This window comes from Azospirillum sp. UFLA03-27, assembly GCF_059803775.1.
Window position 1 is genome coordinate 1 of the sequence record NZ_JAUQTX010000167.1, and the last position, 15,538, is coordinate 15,538.

At 68.0% G+C, this 15,538-nt stretch carries 14 protein-coding genes; 8 read left to right on the plus strand and 6 right to left on the minus strand.

All coding sequences use genetic code 11. The features are described from left to right. Both Q4I23_RS21945 and Q4I23_RS21950 read left to right on the plus strand, forming a co-directional pair. On the plus strand, positions 1-375 hold a 375-nt coding region (locus Q4I23_RS21945), incomplete at its 5' end, for a chemotaxis protein CheW (protein ID WP_498527607.1). Then, positions 375-614, plus strand: coding sequence for a hypothetical protein (locus Q4I23_RS21950; RefSeq protein ID WP_498527608.1), 240 nt, complete (start codon positions 375-377; stop codon positions 612-614). The genes Q4I23_RS21945 and Q4I23_RS21950, both read left to right, overlap by 1 nt. Positions 615-688: 74 nt before the next feature. Here the strand turns inward: Q4I23_RS21950 and Q4I23_RS21955 are convergent, their stop codons facing one another. The 5 genes from Q4I23_RS21955 to Q4I23_RS21975 form a co-directional block, all read right to left on the minus strand. After that, positions 689-1,087: a response regulator gene (locus tag Q4I23_RS21955; RefSeq protein ID WP_454016477.1), complete on the minus strand. Its 399-nt coding sequence runs from the start codon at positions 1,085-1,087 to the stop codon at positions 689-691. Beyond that, positions 1,084-2,937 (minus strand): sensor histidine kinase, encoded by a 1,854-nt coding sequence (locus Q4I23_RS21960; protein WP_498527609.1) that lies wholly within the window; start codon positions 2,935-2,937, stop codon positions 1,084-1,086. Before Q4I23_RS21960 ends, Q4I23_RS21955 begins: the two co-directional genes overlap by 4 nt. Next, positions 2,918-3,559 (minus strand): chemotaxis protein CheC, encoded by a 642-nt coding sequence (locus Q4I23_RS21965; protein ID WP_014242550.1) that lies wholly within the window; start codon positions 3,557-3,559, stop codon positions 2,918-2,920. Before Q4I23_RS21965 ends, Q4I23_RS21960 begins: the two co-directional genes overlap by 20 nt. Before the next feature lie 240 nt (positions 3,560-3,799). Further along, entirely contained in the window at positions 3,800-4,951 is a 1,152-nt protein-coding gene (gene argE, locus Q4I23_RS21970) for an acetylornithine deacetylase (protein ID WP_498527610.1), read from the minus strand. Positions 4,952-5,202: 251 nt separating this feature from the next. Then, complete coding sequence (locus Q4I23_RS21975) at positions 5,203-5,550, minus strand: hypothetical protein (protein ID WP_014242552.1); 348 nt, start codon at positions 5,548-5,550, stop codon at positions 5,203-5,205. Between the two features lie 389 nt (positions 5,551-5,939). Between Q4I23_RS21975 and Q4I23_RS21980 the strand changes: the two genes are divergently transcribed. Next, on the plus strand, positions 5,940-6,464 hold the full coding sequence (locus Q4I23_RS21980; protein ID WP_498527611.1) for a DUF2934 domain-containing protein: 525 nt from the start codon (positions 5,940-5,942) through the stop codon (positions 6,462-6,464). 22 nt (positions 6,465-6,486) lie between these two features. On the opposite strand, the gene Q4I23_RS21985 is transcribed toward Q4I23_RS21980, so the two are convergent. Further along, on the minus strand, positions 6,487-7,782 hold the full coding sequence (locus Q4I23_RS21985) for a family 4 glycosyl hydrolase (RefSeq protein WP_498527612.1): 1,296 nt from the start codon (positions 7,780-7,782) through the stop codon (positions 6,487-6,489). Positions 7,783-7,980: 198 nt separating this feature from the next. Between Q4I23_RS21985 and Q4I23_RS21990 the strand changes: the two genes are divergently transcribed. From Q4I23_RS21990 to Q4I23_RS22010, 5 genes are all read left to right on the plus strand, one after another. Then, a complete protein-coding gene (locus tag Q4I23_RS21990) occupies positions 7,981-9,315 on the plus strand; it encodes a GH1 family beta-glucosidase (protein ID WP_498527613.1) in 1,335 nt (444 codons plus the stop codon). A gap of 197 nt (positions 9,316-9,512) precedes the next feature. After that, the gene (locus Q4I23_RS21995; RefSeq protein WP_498527614.1) at positions 9,513-10,259 is read left to right on the plus strand and encodes a hypothetical protein; all 747 of its coding nucleotides are present in this window, start codon (positions 9,513-9,515) and stop codon (positions 10,257-10,259) included. A 209-nt stretch (positions 10,260-10,468) separates the two neighbouring features. After that, a complete protein-coding gene (locus Q4I23_RS22000) occupies positions 10,469-12,538 on the plus strand; it encodes a glycosyltransferase family 2 protein (protein ID WP_498527615.1) in 2,070 nt (689 codons plus the stop codon). Between the two features lie 16 nt (positions 12,539-12,554). After that, a complete protein-coding gene (locus tag Q4I23_RS22005; protein ID WP_498527616.1) occupies positions 12,555-14,099 on the plus strand; it encodes a DUF6212 domain-containing protein in 1,545 nt (514 codons plus the stop codon). Positions 14,100-14,218: 119 nt separating this feature from the next. Then, the coding region (locus tag Q4I23_RS22010) for an ABC transporter ATP-binding protein/permease (RefSeq protein ID WP_498527617.1) at positions 14,219-15,538 on the plus strand (1,320 nt) is incomplete at its 3' end.

Sequence of the window (15,538 nt, forward strand, 5' to 3'; positions counted from 1 at the left end):
GCGTATAATCGTCGGCAGCGTCAGATGTGTATAAGAGACAGGGTGACCGGGATGCAGCGTGTTCCCCACGGCGCGATCCGCCGGATGAAGCATGCGGAGAGCGTGGTCGTTCAGGACGCTGTGGTGCCGCTTCTGCGGCTGCGCCGCCTGCTCAACCTGCCGGAGGACGAGCGGGTGCGGAGCGGGGAGGCGGTGCTGCTGGTGGATCTCGGCGGGCAGCCGGTGGCGCTGGTCGTGGACGCCTTCCGGGAACGCGCCGACGTGGTCTTGAAACCGATGACCGGGCTGCTCGCCCGGCTGCGCGGCTACGCCGGCACGGCGGTGCTCGGCGACGGGCGCCTTCTGCTCGCCCTCAACCTGCGGGAGCTGGTGTGATGCCCATCCGTTTCGAGGACCGCACCGCCCGTTTCGAGGGCGCCGGCACCGTGGAAGAAGCGATCCCGCTGGCCGAATGGCTGGGCGCAGTGGAGGATCCCCGGCTGGACCTCGGTGCCTGCACCGGGCTGCACACCGCGTTGCTTCAGGTGCTGGTGGCGGCGGGGAGGCCGATCGCGGTGCCGCCGGAGGACGCCTTCCTGAAGGGCTGGGTGATGCCCGTGCTGGCCAAGCGATAGCGCGTGGGCCGCTTTTGCCTTCAGGAAGGCCGCCGCAAGCCGCGGTCGGCTCCCGCGCCGGTGGCGGACGGCGCTTAGGAGAACAGCTCCATCGTGTCGGGAATCTTGGCAGGCGTCCGCCCGGCCAGGATGGCGCTGACCGCCTCGACCGCGGAGACCAGCGAGGTTTGCGAGAAGGGCTTGGGCAGGCAGCCCACCCCATACTCGCGCGTCGGCTCCACTTCCTCGCGGTAGGAGGTGACGAACAGGCAGGGGATGCCCAGAGCGGTCATCCGGCGGGCCGCGTCGATGCCGCTGGAGCCCTGGGCGAGATGGATGTCCACCAGCGCCAGATCCGGCTTCACCTCCTGCGCCAGGACCAGCGCCTTTTCGCTGGTGGAGGCCGGCCCGTGCACCTCGTGCCCGGCGGATTCCAGGTAGAAGCTCTGCTCCATGGCGATGAGGACCTCGTCCTCGACGAGAAGAATCTTCATCCGTTCCACTCCGCCGCGCTGTCTTCCAGGATGGGGCCGCGCGTTTCCGGCATGGTCAGCGCGATGCGGAAGGAGGTTCCCCGTTCGACCGGCATCAGCGTGACCGTTGCCCCGACCTGACCGGTGAGGCTGGTGATCAAGCGCATGCCGAGGCTGCGCGACCGGCGCATGTCGAACCCGGCGGGAAGGCCGGGTCCTTGGTCGGTCACGGTCAGAGCCAGCAGGTCGCCGGCCCGGTCAAGCGACACCAGGACGTTCGCGGGCGTGGACCCGCGGTGCTTGATGGCGTTGGTGATCAGTTCGTTGGCGATCAGCCCCAGCGGTGCCGCCTGATCGATGGGCAGGTCGACGCGCTCGGCCCGCACCTCGATGGAGCCCAGCGTGTCGCCGCCCGACGCGCGGGACAGATCGGCGCACAGCTCGTTCAGATAGCTGCCGAACTCGATGGTCTGGAACTGTTCGGTCTGGTAGAGCCGGCTGTGCACCCGCGCGATGGCATCGATGCGGCTGCGGGCGTCCTGGAAATGAACCCGCTCGGCGGCCCCCGGCAGACTCATGGTCTGGAGCGTCAGCAGGCTGGACACGAGCTGAAGGCTGTTCTTCACCCGGTGGTTCACTTCACGCAGCAGCGTGGACTTCTGCCCGACCAGCTTGCGCAGCGCCGCTTCCATTGACTTGATCTCGGTGACGTCGATGTGCATCAGCACCGCCCCGCCGAAGGGACCGGCGGCCATCGGCGCGGCGAGGCAGCGGTACCAGCGCGGCCCGGAATCGGACAGACCCGGATATTCGATGGAGACCGGCGCCCCGCCGCGCAGCAGGCCGCGCAGCCCCTCGATCAGTGCGTCGGCATGCTCCGCCCCGCTGCGGGTGGCGGCACAGGCTTCCAGATAGTCGTCGCCGATGGCCGAGCCGTCGCCGAGGAAACCGGCCTGCGGCCCGCTTCCCGCCCAGGCCTTGTTGACCGAGATGATGTGCCCGCCATGGTCGAGAACGGCGATGTGCGCCGGCAGCGCGTCGAGCGTGGCCTTGGTCTGCTCGGCGAGCTGGCGCATGGCGAGCGCGTTGGCCTTCAGCTCCTCGCGGGTGCGGCGGCGCTCGGTGATGTCGCGCAGGACGCCGGTGATGAAGCTCCGGCCTTCCGATTCCCAGCGGGCCAGCGAGACCTCCAGGTCGATGCGGGTCCCGTCGCGCTTGCGCCCGATCAGTTCCACGGGTGCAGGGCGTCCGGCCGGGTCGCGCTCCAGCAGGCCGGACCAGTCGGGGGAGCCTTCGGCGAGGAACAGGCTGACATGCTGGCCGATCAGTTCATTGGGCGGAAAGCCGAACTGCCGGGCGGCGGCGCCGTTGGCCCATTGCACGACGCCGCGCGTGTCGGTGGTGACGATGGCGTCGGGGGCGGTGTCCACGATGGCACGGTAGCGCGCGTCGCGCTGCTCGCGCAGAACCCGCTCCCGGTTGACCACGGCGGTGACGTCGCTCACCTGGATCAGGCAGTAGGAGGCGTTGGCGACGGAGAAGGGACGGATCAGCACATTGTGGACCATCCGTCGCCCGTCGGCGCAGCGCAGCGGGAACAGCACCGGGTTCAGCGTGTGGGACAGGACGCTGGGCGCCCCGGTTTCCAGCACGTCGCGCACCGCGTTGTGCAGCCGCGTGTCGCGCAGGGACGGCAGGGCTTCCACCAGCTCCCGCCCGTGCATGTCGGGTTCGGGGGTGCCCGACGCCCTTTCCATCCAGCGGTTCCAGAACTGCACGCGGCCATGGCGGTCCAGCACGACGATGCCGGCGTCCATCGCGTCGAGAAGGCCGTCCAGCCAGGGCATGCGCTTAAACTCGGTCGGTTCCATCGGGCGTTCCGGAGGCGATGCGGTCGATGAATCCATGGATCAGTCCCTTCAGCGACTCCAGAGACGACAGTCCCATGAGCAACGCGATGTAGCCGCGAATGCTCCGGCTGCGGATCAGGAAGTCGATGTAGAGGAACATCACCAGTTCGTCGGGGTTGGGCCCGTTGCTTTGGAAAATGCGGTCGCTGTCGCCGCGCAACACGCTGGGCAGCGAGATGTCCAGATTGTCCTTCAACGTGTTGGCCATTACGACCAGACAGCCATTGAGGATGATGTTGCCGATCTCCGCAAGCGCGTCCTGCTCCAGATCGACGATCTCCTCCAGGCTCAGCTCGCTGCCAAGGACGGCGCGGGCCAGTTCCAGGCTGTTGGTCTCGGGGAAGATCAACAGGGCGCGGCCGGAAAAGGACCCGTCGAAACGCTGCTCGACCGCGACGAGGCTCATTTTCTCGCGCGCGGCCAGGAGGCCGGCGGCGTCGTTGCGGCTGACGATCTCGATGGAGGGAACCGACAGCAGGACCTGATCGGCGACCATGCGGCTGAGGTTGGTCGCGGCACGGCCGACGCCCATGTTCACCAGCTCGGTCAGCGCGTCGCGCTCGAGGTCGCTCAGATCAACCATGCACCGACGCTCCCGTTTCCATGGACACGCCGGTGCACCGGCGCCCCTGGGCACAGTGCGACAGGAATGCCGTCAAAGTCTCCCCCGTCGACGGCATAGGCCAAATTGGGAGTGCTCTAGGCAATTCAGCAACAAGGCGCCGTCGATCCAACAATCGGTTCCTTCCATTGATCGCGGTCCGAATAAAAAGGCCGTCTGTATTATGATCCAGCGCGACGCTCCGCCGCACCCCGTTGCGGGTCAGGCCGCAAGCCGGCGGACGAGATCCCGGAGGAAGCCTTCGCAGGCGGTCACCTGGGCGACGTCGATGTACTCGTTGGGCTGATGCGCCTGATCGATGGAGCCAGGGCCGCAGAGCACAGTGGACAGGCCGGCCTCCTGAAACTGCCCGGCCTCCGCCGCGAAGGAGACCATGCCGGTGTCGTTGCGTCCTGTCAGGGCGTGGCAGAGCTGGGCTGCCGGCCCGTCCGGCTCCGGCGCCAGCCCTGGCACGCCGGCGAGCTGCTCGGTGCGGATGTCGCAGTCCGGGCTGATTTGCCGCATGGCGGCGCGCAACCGCTCGCATTCCACCTCGAAGCGGTCGCGGTAGCGCGTCCAGTCGTCGCCGGGCAGCGGACGGATGTCCCAGACGAAGGAACAGTGGCGTGCGGTGATGTTGGCCGCCGTGCCGCCTTCGATGGTGCCGACCTGCAGCGTGGTGAAGGGCGGGTCGAAGCCGCAGGAGGGGTCCGCGGCGGCGGCGTTCTCCGCCGCCATGTCGCCCACGAGATTGACGAGCCGCGCCGCGGTCATCACCGCGCTGACCCCGCGGTCGATCTGGGACGAATGGACCTCGTGCCCGGTGACCGTGGTGCGCAGCACGTAGCAACCCTTGTGGGCCAGAACGACCCCCATCGAGGTCGGCTCGCCGACGATAACGGCGCTGGGGCGCGGCAACTCATCGGCGATGCGGGCGATCATGGCCGGGGCGCCGATGCAGCCGACCTCCTCGTCGTAGGACAACGCCAGATGCAGCGGCCGCTTCAGCCCGGCCTCCAGGATGTCCGGCAGCATGGCCAGCGCCACCGCGGGGAAGCTCTTCATGTCGGCGGTGCCGCGCCCATAGAGGCGCCCGTCGCGTTCGACCAGGGTGAAGGGATCGGTGTCCCAGGGTTGCCCGTCCACCGGGACGACGTCCGTGTGCGCCGACAGCACCACGCCGCCTTCGGTCATCGGACCGATGGTCGCGAACAAGTTCGCCTTGGCGCCGTCCGGGCTGGGCACCAGCCGGCTCTCGACGCCGTACCCGGCGAGATAGTCCCGAACCCAGTCGATCAGCGCCATGTTGGAACGGCGCGAAACCGTGTCGAAACCGACCAGGCGGGCGATCATCGCCTTGGAACCGTCTTGCACCCTTACGATCCATTCTGCGGGACGGCGGCGCCGATCCCACGCTTGTGATAATCTTTAGCAGTCAGACACTGGCCCCTGCATCCTACGATGTCAAATGAGTCGTCCGGATTATGTGGGCATAGCGGCCAACGACCAACACCGGTTGAACGGTCCTCCCGCACGCGGGGTGCCGTCCAACCGGCCGCAAAGCGGAACCGCTCGGGCCGGAGCGCCGCAGGGCAAAAGGGGCAGGGCAGAAAGGGACGGGGCCGTCAGGCCGCCGACCAGACCTTCTCGGTCAGGATCGTGCGCACCAGCGTCAGCGCGCTCTCGGCGCTCTCGCGCCCGTCGAGCTTCGCCGCCACCGCCTCGATCTGGGCCGGCGGCAGGGTGGAGCGCAGGCGGCGCACCGTGTCGGTCAGGTGCTTCTTGGCGAAGCGCGCCTGGTTCCCACGCTCCGACAATTCCTGGAAGGCCAGCCGCCGGGTGGTCGCGTCGCGTCCGGCGCTGGCCGCCGTCGCACGCTCCGCCGCCGCGGCAAGCTCGTTCGAGGATTGGAGGTAGTTGCTGATGGCTTCGGTCAGGATACGGTTGGCTTGAAGCAAGGGATCAAGGGACATGCGCAGAACTCTTTGCCTTCCGTGACGGCTCTGGGCCGCAAACGGCCCCCTGCCAAGACGTTTCACCCAAAGTTAATTGGGCCGGCCGGCCCGGTTCAACCCGGCGAAGGGTTCTATGCGGACCGCAAGCCGGACCGGCGCCGGCGCGGGGCCGGCACGGGGGCGCAACCAACGCATGGTCTATCACCGTCCGCTCTCTGTCGAGGTTGGACAAGCAATGGGCCTATGAATTTCCTATGAACTAAGGCACGCTTTCTTTGTGTACGTTTATCGTCACATAAACCGGGCACTAAAACGGGAACCCACGGGCGCAGGACGCCGTTTTCCTCGAGCGTCGATGTTTCTGCGGCCAAGCCCACTTGGACCAAAGCCCACTTGGAGACGGAAGAATGCAAGGCGATCGTGAGGACCGCATCCGCCACCGCGCCTATGAGATCTGGGAGCGCGCCGGGCGACCGGAGGGACGGGGGGAAGAGCATTGGGCGCAGGCCTGCGCCGAGATCGAAACCGAGGACCGGACGGCCGCCACGGCGGAGCCGGTCGCCATGGTCGCGGCCGTCAAGGACGCCGCCGCGGGCGTCGTGAAGAAGGCGGTCCGCCGGACCAAGACGGCGGCGACCGAACTGCTGGGCGTCGGCCTGAACGCCGTGGTCGATGTGGTCGAGGAGGCCGTCGCGCCCAAGACGCCGCGCGCCCGCAAGACCAAGGGCGAGCCGACTGCCGCAAACGAATCCCCAGCCGAAACCCAGGCCGAAACCCCGGTCGCGGTTCCGGTTCCGGCGGCCCCGAAGGTGGCGAAGCCGCCCCGCGCCAAGGCCGTGAAAGGGGAAGCCGTGAAGGCGGAAGCGGTGAAGCCGGTCGCTCCGCGCGGACGCCGCAAGCCGGCCGCGCCGGACACCGAACCGGCCCATTGACCCGCACCGGCCCTGCGCGTTCCTACACACAGGGACGGATGTAGGGCCGGTTCGCCTCCCAAAGCTCGTCCAGGATCTTCACGGCAGCGTCGGTGGAAGTCACCACCGGGTCGATCAGGAGGGCCTGGAGCGCCAAGTCCTTCGAGGCGTGGACCGCGGCCTCGACGGAGAGTTGCTGCACGCCCGCCTGGACGTGCAGCAGTTTGGCAATCGGGTCGGGGAGGGGGCCGAGCGAGACCGGGTGAACGCCCGCCGCGTCGGCCAGCAGCGGCACCTCGACCGCCAGATCGGGCGGCAGGTTGGGGATGGCGCCCTGGTTGTAGACGATCCCCGACTCAATGAAGCGCTTCTGGTTGTGCAGCACCCCGGCGATGACCTGCACCGCCCGCTCGCCCCAGGATGGCTGCGTCCAGTCGTCGGGCACCGGCGTCGTCCCGGCAATGGTCCCGTCCATCAGCGCGTTGAGGATGCCGCGCCCGCGCTCGTCCTCGGCGAAGTCGAATCCATGCTCCCCGCCTTCCCAGCCGTAGGGGAGGTATTCGCCCATATGATCGTCGCTGCAGGTCGGCCACAGGCCGAAGCTGTTGAACAGGCGGCGGGTCAGCGGTGTGAAGGCCGGGTCGTGGGTCTTCTCCCGCTCGCGCAGCAGCGGGTAGAGGTCGCGCCCGCTCGCCTTGTCGCGGATGTGCATCAGCCATTGGAAGTGGTTCAACCCAGCGCCCCAGACCTCCACGTCCTTTTCGGCCATGCCGAGGATCTGGCAGATGAACCAGCGCGCCAGGAAGATGCCGTGGCACAGCCCCAGCGTCTTGACCTTGGTGTATTTTCCGAGGCCGAGGACGACGCGGCTTTCCGGATTCGACAGGTTGATGAACTGGGCGTCCGGGCACAGCTCCTCGATGTCGCGGGCGAAGTCGAAGATCAGGGGCAGGGTGCGCAGCGTGAAGAACAGGCCGCCGGGTCCGCCGTTCTCGCCCAGCGTATGGCGGATGCCATGCTTCTTCGGCACCTCGAAATCGAGCTTCCACAGGCGGTTGCGGTCGATGGCGACGGAGTTGACGACGAATTCCGCGCCTTGCAGGGCGGCGCGGCGGTCGGTGGTCTGTTCGATGATCAGGCCGGCGGCGCCCTTGGCGTTCAGCAGGCGGGCGAGCGCGGTCATGCGGTCGAGCGCCGCCGGGTTCGTGTCGACCAGAGTCAGGGTGCTGCCCGCCAGCTCCGTCGTGGTGAAGAGGTCGCGGTACATGCTCAGCCCGAAGGCCGCGCTGCCGGCGCCCAGGAAGACGATCTTAGTGGTTTTGGGAGTGGTAACAGCCATGGAATGCCTCCCGCCGGCGGGAATGCTGCTGTGCTGATTTGTCAGGGCAGCCGCTTTGGGTGAAGCATACACTTGTTAAGACGAAGAGACTATACCTGATGGTCAGAATAAGTGTGGTCGCCTCTTCGCTCGCGCAACATGACCTTCGCGCTCGCAACAGTGCGTCTGCAACATAATCACTTCAAGGGAGTCCCCGTCATGGCACTCATCACTTTTCCCAAGGGCTTCCTGTGGGGGGCGTCCACCGCGGCCTATCAGATCGAGGGGGCGATTCACGAGGACGGGCGCGGCCCCTGCGTGTGGGACACCTTCACCGACGCCGGGCGCATCCAGGATGGCAGCAGTGCCGCTGTCGCCTGCGACCATTACCACCGCTGGGCGGAGGACATCGCCCTGCTGAAGGACGCGGGATTCAACGCCTACCGCTTCTCCATCGCTTGGCCGCGCATCCTGCCGAGTGGGGCGGGGGCGATGAACGCGGCGGGGCTCGATTTCTACGACCGGCTCGTGGACGGGCTGTTGGCCGCCGGCATCCGGCCGATGGCCTGCCTGTACCATTGGGACCTGCCGCAGCCGCTGGAAGACCGCGGTGGCTGGCAGGGCCGGGAGGTCGTCGGCACCTTCGCCGACTACGCCCGCATCGTCGCCGCCCGGCTTGCCGACCGGGTGAAGGACTGGATGATGCTGAACGAGCCGAACGTGGTGGCCACCCACGGCTACGGCACCGGGGAGCACGCGCCCGGCCATAAGCTGGGTGAGGTCGGCATCCTGCGCGCGCTGCACCACCAGAATCTGGCGCAAGGTGCGGCGCTCCGCGCCATATCGGCGGAACATTCCGGCCTGACGCTCGGCACCGTCATCAACCTCCAGCCCTGCCGGGCTGAGAGCGACCGGCCGGAGGACATCGCGGCGGCGGCCCGCTGGGACGCGGTGTGGAACCGGGTGGCCCTGGACGGCGTGATGCGCGGCAAGATCCCCGATCTGATGGCCGAGCGGATGAAGGACTTCGTGCTGCCCGGTGATGAGGAGGCGATCCGCTTCCCCATCGACCTGCTGGGCATCAACTACTACTCGCGCATGACCATGAAGCACGAGACGGGCCATCCGTTCGACGTGTGGTGGGGCGACGCCCATTGCGACCGCTGGACCGCCATGGCTTGGCCGGTCCAGCCCGACGGGCTGTACGACCTTCTGATGGAGTTTAAGCGCGACTACGGCAACCCCGCCGTCTTCGTCGCGGAGAATGGTGCGGCCTATGACGACGTGGTGACGCCGGACGGGCAGGTACACGACGCGGAGCGCGTGGATTTCCTGCGCGACCATGTGGCGTCGGTCGGCCGCGCCCTGGCCGATGGCTGCAACGTGAAGGGCTATCTGTGCTGGAGCCTGCTGGACAATTTCGAATGGGCCTTCGGCCTGTCGAAGCGGTTCGGCATCGTTCGCGTCGACTATGACACGCTGGTCCGCACGCCCAAGGACAGCTACCGCTTCCTGAGCGCGGTGGCAAAGAGCGGGCGGCTTGATCTCGCGTGAAGAACAGGAGGGCAGGCTGCGCGGAGCGATGCTCCGTCAGCCTGTTCTTCTTGCGGAGAACGAAGATTTTTGATCATTGATGCTTTGAGATCTAATCATTAGAAATATAAGAGTTTCTTGTTAATTTACTCTTCACAATATTGGCTTCAGATGATCCGGTATCACACGCCATGCGTTCAGGATCATCGGAGGAAGCCATGGGAATTTCCGACGCTTCGGCATCCTTGTTCCAGGCCACCGCTGCGGCCTCCGTGCAGGCGAAACCCACCGCTGCGAAGAGCGGCGCCACGGACGGGACGGCACCGGCCGCCGCCTCCAAGAGTGACAAGGTTGATCTCAGCCATCTGGCGTCGGCGCTCAAGGGTGACGCGCTCGACCTGTTCACGAATCTCGCGGCGGAGGATCGGACCTCCCTGGGCAAACTCGTCTCCAGCGGGGCGATGTCGGCGGACGAACTCAACGACGCGCTGTCGTTCGCCCTGAAGTCGGAGCGCAAGAAGGCGTTCTGGCAATCCGCCAGGGGGGACGCCGAGGCTGGGCGCACCCCTGAAGGCGAGGCGCGGCAGCAGAAAATGCAATCCATCACGCAGCGCATGTTCTCCGAGACGGAAACCCGGCGCGCGGCCATGTTCGCGTCGGGCATGAGCATGGAGGACCGGATGGCTGCGACGGCTCAATTGGGCGAAGAGATGAGGGCGCTGCAGAACACGTATGACCAGTTGGCGGGGATCGGTAAACCGATGACCGCCTACACGCTGAAAGGAGGCGACGAGCGCTTCTTTGCGACGTCCAAGGAACAGGCGGCTGGGCAAAAGTTTGCGGATCTGGGATTCCAATCCGGCTCTTTCGACAAGGTGCTCTCGACGCTTGCCAAGGGGTTCGCCCAAAAATATGTGGCTGAAGAAGGTAAGAAGGAAATCACGATAGGATCTCCAATTAAGTAGACTTTTAGGTTTTCGTGATTGGTCTTTCAAAGTTTTGCAAAGAGCGCCTATGGAGTGATCGGCCGCCTGATCGTCAGTGTCTCTGAATTGTCACATCGGAGCCAAGCGGAAGCGGTGCTATCGACGGTGTCGTGTCATTACGGCGTCCGCCCATGCATTCCGTTGGAACTCACATCGCTTCAGGGTCCGGTGACGCCGAAAACGTCCGTGTGGCCGTCGTCGTGCCGACCTACAAGCATTCGGGCCTGCTGGTCGAGGCGCTGTCCACCGCGCTCGCCCAGGACACGGACTTCGCCTACGCCGTGGTCGTGGTCGACGACGGCTGCCCCTTCCCGGAGACCGGGCGGGTCTGCCTGGAATTCGCGGCGGCCCATCCGGGGCGGCTCTATTACCTGCACAAGCGCAACGCCGGGCTGAGCGCGGCGCGCAACAGCGGGATCGACTTTGCGCTGGACGCCTTTCCGGCGCTCGAGGCGGTCTATTTCCTCGACTCCGACAACCGCATCCGGCCCCATCTGCTGCAACGCATGCTGGACGCGCTGCGGGCGGCGGGACCTAAGGTCGGCTGGGCCTATCCGGACGTCGACAAGTTCGGCTTCTTCGAGTTCTGCGACATGTCCGGCGGCTATTCGCCGCTGGAGCATCTGTTCCGCAACGTCAGCGAGGCCGGCAGCATGGCGTCGCGCCGCCTGCTGGACAGCGGCGCCCGTTTCGACGAGGCGATGCGCCAGGGCAGCGAGGACTGGGAGTTCTGGCTGCAAGGGTTGGAGCGCGGCTTCCACGGCGTGCATGTGCCGGGCACCGGCTTCGGCTACCGCCGCCGCGGCGAGAGCATGCTGACCGAATCGGAGCGCGATTACCGCCCCATCCTGACTCACATCCAGAAGCGCCACCCCTCGCTGTTCGCGGTCCGGGCCGTGCTGCGGGCGGAGGCCGCCGTCGGCCGGCGCTACGCCGTTTACCTGCCCGACCGCGCCATCGTCCGCTGCGTCACCGACCCTGCGCTGGGCGAAGAGGACGTGCCGCTCGCCGACTTCGTGCGCCGCGCCCTGCGCGCGCCGGAGCGGCCCGGCTATGGGGAGTGCCCCGGCCTGCTGGCGGTGATGGACTCCGGTCTTTACGAGTTGCTGGCGCGCCATAGCCTGCTGCATGGCGCCCTGTGGGTCCTGGAGCGTGCGGCAGCCCAGGCGACCCTGGTGCGCGCCAAGGTAACGGCGCGGGCGGCGGAAAACGGCTGCGAACTGTCCTGGTCCGGGGTGCCTGTGGGGTTGCAGGCGGATGTGCCGTTTCCCCTGCCGGGCGGCGGGGCGGCGATGGCGATGCTGCCGACCGCGGCCCTGCTCGACCTCGTGCGGCGCCAACCGGCGGGTATTCCCTTGCTGGAACGGGAGCCTTGGAAGCCCTGCGCCGAGGCCCGGCTGAGCCTCACCCTGGCGCTGCCCGGCGCGGTGCAACCGCCGGCCGGCGCCGATGCCGCCCTGTCCGCGCTGCACGAGGCGATGGCCGCAGCGTGGTCACGGCCGTCCAACGGCGGCTGGGCGGCGGCACCCATCGACCGCTACCGCGCCGGGGTCGCCACGCCGGAGGATGTCTACCAGACGGTGCACCGGCTGCCCTCGGTGCTTCCGCTGCTTCCCCCCGCGGGACACCGGCGCTTGGCTGCGCTGGTGGCCGATCCCGCCGACGCGGGGGCGCTGGAGACCGCCGCCCGCATGGCCCGCTGGCTGGCCGGGAAGGGCTATGACGCGCATCTGGTGGCGCTGGGGAGCGGGGACCTGGCCCTGGCCGCGGTATTGGTCGAGGCGTTCGCGTCGGTCATCCCTCACCCGTCGCCGCTGGTGCTGCCGGAACGTCCGCTGACCCACCGCGACGCCTATCTGGGCACGCCGCTGCGTCCCTGGGATGCGGTGGAGGAGGATATGGCGGTCGGCACGTTGGCCGTCTTCGATCTGGTCGTGACCGTGCGGCACGGCGCGGCGCACCCGCTGATGGGCCGGCTGCGCGCGCTCGGCGTGACGGGCTGGGCGCTTCTGGGGGCGTCCACCCTCCCGGACGCGCCGTCCCTGGCCGACGCGGTCAACGGCTGCGCCGCCTTCGAGCACGCCTACCAGACTGTCGTGCCCCTCGACGCCCGGACCTTCCGCCTCTGCCAAGCGCTGGGATTCCCACCGGACAAGCTGCGGCGCTGGGAGGATGCGGCGGAGCCGGACACCGATCCCGACTGGACCGCCTGCGCGCCTTTGTCCTCGTGTCTTCCCGAAACCCCCGTGGCCGCCTGAGAAGGGTGTCATCGTCATGAAGCTCTCCGCCCCTGCGGCCCAGTTCGCCTCCCTCTACGACGGCACGCCGAAAATCATCGCCGTCGGCACCGACACGAGTTTGGAAGCGGGCACCGTGCCCTTTCGCCTGCTGCGGCTGGTCCGTCACGACGGCGGCTATCTGCTGCTGTCCGGGGACTCCAAGCCGGAGGAGGGCGAGGCGTTGCGCGCGCTGGCGATCCCGCCCGCCGCCGTCCGGGCGCTGTGGTCGGGCGACGAGGCGGCGCGGCGGGACGCCGAGCGGCTGCTCGGCTGGTGGGAGGAGGCCGGCGGGCCGGACAGCGCGCCACCGCAGATGACGGGCGATGCGTCCGCACTGCTGCGTGGCCTGCTGGGGCAGGCTTTCGGAGAAATCGACGGGCTGCACCGCCGCAACGCCGGCCTTCAGCAGACCTTGTCCACCCTCCGGGAGGAGTGGGGCCGTTCCGCCCGCCTGCCGCCCGAGGCGGTGGAACTTCTGGATGCCCTGCGCCTCAGCCCGCCGCGGCTGGTCTTCGCCTCGCCGCGCCCGGTGGGAGCGCTGCCGGTGCCGCTGCGCCATGGCCGGAACACCGCGGGAGCGGCTGAAATCGTGCAGCGCCTGCCGGCGGGTGCGCGGGGGCTGGTGGGACTTGACCTGCATCTCGACCAAGCGCCGAAGGGAAGCGGGGCGCTTGCCGTTGCCCTGGCCGGGGCGGAGACCGGCGAGACCCTTGCGGAATGGAGGCTGTCCTTCGGTGATCTGCGGTCCGGCTGGCTGTCGCTGCGCCTGCCCGCCGCCTCCACCCGGATGGATCGGCTTCTCGACCTGCGGATCGGCGCCATCGGGGTGGTGACGGAGGCGCCGCGCCTGTCGTTGGCCCAGGCCGGTCTGCTCGACGAATACGCCGTCGCGCCGCCGGCCCGTGCCGTCGGGCAACCGGCCATGCTGGCGCTGCGGCTGTGGGGTGGGCTGCCGGGGCTGGACTATGGCCCGGCGGCGCATCTGGCGCCGCATCCCGCGCCGGACCGTATGGTCTGGCCGCTGACCCAGCCGGTGCTGGCGCAACTGCGCAAGGGCCGCGAGTTCGAGGCGACCTTTCCCTGGTTCGGCCTGCTGCGCGGCGGGCGCGTCCTGCTCCACCCGCTCCATGGCGTCGTCACGGCGGCCCACATCCCGCTGGACGAGGTTCCGGGCGCCGTGGCGGTGCGGGCGCGGGCGGTGATCGACGACCCGCGCTGCCGCACCGCCATCGCCTGCAAGCTGGTGGTGGCACCGCCGTCGCTGACGGTGGACGAGGCGGAACGGGAGGAGGGCATCCTCGCCTCCAGCGGCTGGACGGTGCTGGAGGAGCCGCGCCGTCCGCTCGACCTGTCGGCGGCCCTGGCGGCGCCCTGGTCGGGGCCGATGGCGCTCCATCTTTTCACCGACATCCCGGACCGCGGCCACGGCCTGTACGGACGCACCATCTTTTCCGATTTCGAAGTGGAGATCGATTCCCGCACCGCCTGGGCCAACCCGCCCGCGCTGCCGGTGATGGACGGGGTCGCCGCCACGCCGTGACGGGCTATGACCTTGTGGCGGTGCACCATCCTTTGGTGCATTGCGGGGCAAGCTGTTGGTAATAAACTGTTCGTTAGGGTAAAGGAGGTCTTGCTTCAAGCCCAGGGGGTGGAAGGGCCATGTCGATCGCGTCCAGGACGCCGGACCGGTCCGGCTTCACCCGCCGTTTCCTTCATCTTGCCGGTGGCTTCTGGTCGGGTGGCCCCCGCTCGGCCGGGCGGAACTGGACGGTGTGGCTCCTCGCCGGGGCGCTGGGGCTTCTGACGGTCGGGCAGGTGGTGGTTCCCATCCTGCTGAACTTGTGGAGCCAGCATCTGTTCGACGCGCTGGAGCAGCGCTCCATGGACCGCTTCGTGCTGATGATCGCGGCGGCGGGCGGGATCATCCTGTTCAACATCGTCAACACCATCCTGCATCTGCGGGTGAAGCGCCGACTGCAGCTGGGTTGGCGGACATGGCTGACGCAGAAGCTGCTGGGCGATTGGCTGACGCGCGGCCGGCAGCATCAGGTGACCTACCTGCCCGGCGACCACGACAACCCGGACGGGCGCATCGCCGAGGACATCCGCATTGCCACCGAGGCGGCGATCGATCTCGCTCTGTCGCTGTCCTATTGCGCGCTTTTGCTGATCAGCTTCACCAACATCCTGTGGCGGCTGTCCGGTTCGCCGGAGGTGACGCTGGCCGGAAGCACCGTCCATGTGCCGGGTTATCTGCTCTACATCGCGCTGGTCTACGCGGCCGTCGGGACAAGCATCGCCCTGTTGATGGGAAAGCCGCTGGTGAGGGCGGTGAACCGCCGGCAGGGGCACGAGGCCTCCTTCCGCTTCGGCCTTGCCCGCGTGCGCGAGAACGCGCAGGACGTGGCGCTCCTGCATGGGGAGTCGGGTGAACGCGACCGGTTGGCCGTGCTGTTCGGCGGGGTGCAGCGGGGCTGGAACGGCCAGACGCACGCCCTGTCCAACATGATGGTCTTCAGCGCCGCCTATTCGGTGCTGTCCGCCGTATTCCCGATCCTGGTCGCTTCGCCCAGCTACATCGCCGGGGCCATTTCGCTCGGCGTGCTGATGCAGACGGCGCAGGCTTTCCAGCAGACGGTGGGCGCCCTGTCCTGGCCCATCGACAACCTTGCCCGCGCGGCGGAATGGAAGGCGTCGGTGGAGCGTGTGCTGGGCCTGCACGAGGCGCTCCAGCGCCTGGACCGCGAGATCGACGGGCAGGGAACGGAGCGCATCACCGTGGAGCGCAGCGATGGCGAGCATTGCCTGAGCTTCCGCGGGCTGTCCATTGCCGAGCCGGACGGGCGGCGCGTGGTGGAACCCTTCGATCTGGAGATCCACCCCGGCGAGCGCGTGCTGATCGTCGGCGACGCGGCGGCGGCGGTCCGGCTGTTCCGGGCCTGTCTCTTATACACATCTCCGAGCCCACGAGACTATAAC